Source organism: Psychrilyobacter sp. (assembly GCF_049671765.1).
Taxonomy (GTDB): Bacteria; Fusobacteriota; Fusobacteriia; order Fusobacteriales; family Fusobacteriaceae; genus Psychrilyobacter.
The window spans coordinates 1-4,373 of record NZ_JBATVM010000047.1; the positions used below are offsets into that span (position 1 = coordinate 1).

At 24.5% G+C, this 4,373-nt stretch carries 5 protein-coding genes; 3 read left to right on the forward strand and 2 right to left on the reverse strand.

Features of this window, described 5'->3' with window-relative positions:
* Nucleotides 1–162 precede the first annotated feature (162 nt).
* On the reverse strand, nucleotides 163–366 hold the full coding sequence (locus tag WBG30_RS02090) for a hypothetical protein (protein WP_424502987.1): 204 nt from the start codon (nucleotides 364–366) through the stop codon (nucleotides 163–165).
* A 38-nt stretch (nucleotides 367–404) separates the two neighbouring features.
* Between WBG30_RS02090 and WBG30_RS02095 the strand changes: the two genes are divergently transcribed.
* Entirely contained in the window at nucleotides 405–1,652 is a 1,248-nt protein-coding gene (locus tag WBG30_RS02095; protein ID WP_424502988.1) for a hypothetical protein, read from the forward strand.
* A gap of 35 nt (nucleotides 1,653–1,687) precedes the next feature.
* Here the strand turns inward: WBG30_RS02095 and WBG30_RS02100 are convergent, their stop codons facing one another.
* Nucleotides 1,688–1,855, reverse strand: a complete 168-nt coding sequence (locus tag WBG30_RS02100; RefSeq protein WP_424502989.1) for a hypothetical protein — start codon at nucleotides 1,853–1,855, stop codon at nucleotides 1,688–1,690.
* A 317-nt stretch (nucleotides 1,856–2,172) separates the two neighbouring features.
* Between WBG30_RS02100 and WBG30_RS02105 the strand changes: the two genes are divergently transcribed.
* The gene (locus tag WBG30_RS02105; RefSeq protein WP_424502990.1) at nucleotides 2,173–3,510 is read left to right on the forward strand and encodes a reverse transcriptase domain-containing protein; all 1,338 of its coding nucleotides are present in this window, start codon (nucleotides 2,173–2,175) and stop codon (nucleotides 3,508–3,510) included.
* Between the two features lie 17 nt (nucleotides 3,511–3,527).
* Nucleotides 3,528–4,103: an SLATT domain-containing protein gene (locus tag WBG30_RS02110; RefSeq protein ID WP_424502991.1), complete on the forward strand. Its 576-nt coding sequence runs from the start codon at nucleotides 3,528–3,530 to the stop codon at nucleotides 4,101–4,103.
* Nucleotides 4,104–4,373: the final 270 nt, after the last annotated feature.

Genomic DNA, 4,373 nt, shown 5'->3' on the forward strand with positions numbered 1-4,373 from the left:
CCCTTACCCTATACAGTGTACCTTTACTATGGAAATACGTTAAATAAGAAGGCCTTGAACCCATTGAAAACATTGGGATTGAAGAGAAGAAAAAAGATAAGGCCACTGAGTGGCCTTAAGGGGGTTAGAAATAGCCTTAAAGGTAGCGTGAGTGGCCTTATTTTACTCTAAAATTAGTGTGTTTTTATTTTTGTATCCAATAGATACTTTTCTTTCCTCCATCAAATATATTTTTAATTTATTTATAATAGATCTATCTATTTCTCTATCTTTTAAAAATTTATTAAATATAGTTATCCCTTTAAAATAAGCTTCAATAGTAGCTTTGGTATAGTTGTCTTCTAAGTATTTTTTGTATTGTGTCATAAAAAACAACTCCTGTAGGAGTTTTAACACATAAAGAGGTGAAAGTTAAGGGTATTGCTTTTTATTTGCTTATGATAAAATACACTAAACAAATAAATAAAGTTCAAAAGGGTGATGAAATGCATGAAGAAAATTATATAAATATGGAAAAATTTAAAAAATGGGTGTTAGATTGGGATGAGAATCCAAAAGACCTTTTCCCCTATTTGGATATGTCCATTATTAAAAGGATTAAAGAAATCATTGGATCTGTAAATTCAATAGAAGATTTCTTACCTAATACTAGTATAGGTATATTTAATAGATATTTTAAATACAAAAATGCATCTATAAGTGTAGGAAGTTATTATGAGACTCTGATTGAGCCATCAGATAGTAAAACTTATAAAAAAATTATTAAAGGATTTGAAAGTGAGATTAAACATATAGGTAAAATAGATTTATATAAAAATGGAAAATTAATTGGTCGAATTAATGAAATGACTGACTTATGGTGGTCTATTTATATAAATGATCTTACAAATAACTTGAAAATTATGATGGAAGGAGGAACTTTTGTACATTCCGTTGACCCTCAAAAGGTACTAACCCTAAAACTTTTTGATGTCGATGAAAACATTAATACTGATGAACTAATTGAAAAAATTATTTTCCAATGTTCAAACGAATTAAATTTAAATTTTAAAGCTGTAAATATTGATGAATTAAATAACACGGAAGGATTAAATTTAGAATTTGATTTAGAAGTATCAGAACAAAAACTAGAATTAGAACCACTTATGTATTTTAATTCAGCAAACTCTAACACTTTGAAGACAATGAAATATTTAAGCTACTATCAAGTATTAGAATATTTTTATAGAACTGTTAATGAAGAACAATTTAAACAAACAATTAAAGATTCAATTCAAACCAATGGTGAAATAAATTTTGATAAAGTAATGCCTGCGGTTAAAGGATTTAAGGAAAATTTAAAAGAATTAGATTCTCTTAAATTACTTTTAAAAGTTGAAAACATTTACGAAAAATTTAAACATTGGATCTCAGTTGACAACGAAATAAATGATTATATTGTTGAGAAAAACATTGTAAACTTAAGTAATGCTGATAAATTTTATAAGACTTTGTCTAAAGAAATATATAGTACAAGATGTTCTATAGTCCATTCTAAAAAAAATATAGAGGGCGATACTTTTATTTCAAGTGAAAGTTTATCATTAAAACAAATTTTAATACTAAAACAAATTTCTCATTGGGTAATAAAAAATAGAGTAGAAAACATTTAAGATTAAAAGCCAGGGAAATTTCCCTGGCTTTTTATTTATTCACTCAACTTTCCATGAAACTCCGAGGTCTCATAACCTATCTTAAAATAAATCTCCTCCACAATGCATACTAACTCTGAAACTAAGTTTTCATATTTATGGAACTGCCTCCTATCCTCTGGTTTAAGGATAGAATAACTCAATTCCTCATGGATCTGCTTCATCTCATTATTAATCTTCTTATACTCTCCATTTTCATTCAGTGGTCCAAAAGTATTAATAGTCCCTTCATAGCAACCATAAATTCATCTATTACTTATCAAGGAAATATATATATTGATATATAATACTTGAATATGATATTCTGTTAAATAGAAGCTTACTATCATTGAACTAAATTTCAATGAGACTTTCATATGAAAGTAATCTAACCAATGAGGTGATTTGTGAAAATCCCTCTTCCCAAGGCTTCTGGGCTTAAAAGCTTAGAAGAATTTTACCATCTATTTTTTCTTTAGTAGGCTTCTAAGGAGTTAAAAAAATGAAGGCTTATCAACTATTTAACAGTCTATTTAAGAAAAATAACTTGCTAAGAATATATGATGAAAATGTTCAATATAAAGCTGCAGTGGGAAATGATAAAATAAATCATCGAATTTTTAAAGGTAAACTAATGGACGAAATAATTCTTATTAGCAAAAAAGTTTTTAATAATAGTTATAATTTTACCACCTATAGACAAAAATTAATTTTAAAAGGAAAAAAGAAAAACCCAAGAGAAGTTTCAATATGTACAATTAGAGATAAAATAACACTCGTAGCATTAAAAGAAGTTTTACATGAATTGTTTAAAAATGAAATAAAAACTAGTTTAGTTCAAACATATATATCCGATATTCGAAAAACACTAGAAACAAACAAATATGATAGTTTTATTAAATTAGATTTAGAAAATTACTACGGTACAATAAACCATAAAAAATTATTTAAAATACTTAGTAAAAATATTAGAAAAAAAGAAATACTAACCTTAATTAATAAAGCTATTACTACTGGGACTTGTTCAATAGGGGTTAAATGTAAAAATAAAAATACCCTGGGTATTCCACAAGGACTACCAATTTCAAATGTTTTATCTACAATTTATTTAAAAATTTTTGATAAAAAACAACTAGAAAATAAAGAATATAAGTACTTTAGATACGTAGATGACATTTTAATTCTTTGTAAAAGAAAAGATATAAACAAAATATATGAATCTATAATTGAAGACTTAGAAGATAATTACAAATTAAAAGTTCATCCCCTAAAAGAAAATAGTTCTAAAAGTTCAAGTGGTTTGATAAATAATGGATTTTCATATCTTGGATATGTGTATACTGGGAAATTATTTACAATTAGATCTAGCACAATAAATAAAATGGAAAAACGCTTAGAAAATTTATTAAATGACTATAAATTAAAAAAAGATAAAAACTTTTTTGATTTTATTGATAAAATTAACTTTAAAATAACAGGATTTATAAGTGAAGACCAAGAAAAATATGGTTGGCTTTTCTTTTTTTCTCAATTAGAAGACCTAACAATTCTATATAAATTAGATAGTTTAGTAATTAAGTTATTTAAACGACATAATCTTCCAATAGAAAATATTAAAAAATTTTCAAAAAGTTTCCATGAAATAATTTATAATAGAGACAAAACCAAATACATCCCTAATTTTAGCAAGTATACTCCTGAAGAAAAGAAAGACGTTTTAATTAAAAATTTAGGGAAAAGAGCTGAATCGTTTAATGTGAAAGATATTAACTATGAATTTAAAAAATATGTAAATGCTCAAAAAAAAGAAACAGAAAAAGACATTCAAAGTATATCATAATTCAAAGGAGACGATAAATGAAAGAAGGTTATTATAATAATTTAAAAAGAAACATATATATAACTCGTAAAAGTAGAATAATTTTATCAGAACAATTACTAAAAAAAAATAAATGCTGGAATTACATCAATTTTATTTATTCATTATGTTTAATAGGCTTAGCTATTTTAGGGTTAAAGGCGAGTATAGGAACAATTGACTATAATCTATTAATGGTTTTTTTATCTGTATCTGTAACAATGATTTCATTATATTCTAATACACAGAAATATAATGAAAGAGCATTATCACTAAAATTTCATTATATTAAACTCCAAAGTATGTATACCAAACTTTCTCACTTAGACTTTAATATTGATTTTGAAAGAATAAAAAAAATAGAAATTGAATATTTAGAAGAATTAAAATTAAGTGAAAATCATAGTCCTAGAGATAGATATTTTGCAATAAAATGGGATACTCAAGAAGTTGAAGCATTAAAAAAAATTGGATGGTTAAATAAAATTTATTATGAAATATCTGTTCATGAAAATTATATATCTTTTATATTTTTTACTTCTCCTATATTGTATTTTATTAAAACTGTAATTTAACTTAGAGGTTAAAAACTGCACTTACTAGAGTACTTGAACCCTTATAATAATAAAAGATCCTAATTTTTTAGGATCTTTTTTATTTTTTATAAATTATTACTTATCACTCAAAGATAAATAATTTATATATACTTTTGAGTCTCTAAAAATAGTAGGTTGGGCAAGTAATTTTATATCTCCAATATGTTGAGTTATAAAATCTCTAGGAGCTATAAAATTATTTAAAGTTTTTTCTATAATAAAATTATTGTTTAAATCTTTTACTCTAAC

Coding starts and splice junctions, on each gene's coding strand:
- WBG30_RS02090 (WP_424502987.1), bottom strand. CDS start 366: ATGACACAATACAAAAAATACTTAGAAGACAACTATACCAAAGCTACT.
- WBG30_RS02100 (WP_424502989.1), bottom strand. CDS start 1,855: ATGAAGCAGATCCATGAGGAATTGAGTTATTCTATCCTTAAACCAGAG.
- WBG30_RS02105 (WP_424502990.1), top strand. CDS start 2,173: ATGAAGGCTTATCAACTATTTAACAGTCTATTTAAGAAAAATAACTTG.
- WBG30_RS02110 (WP_424502991.1), top strand. CDS start 3,528: ATGAAAGAAGGTTATTATAATAATTTAAAAAGAAACATATATATAACT.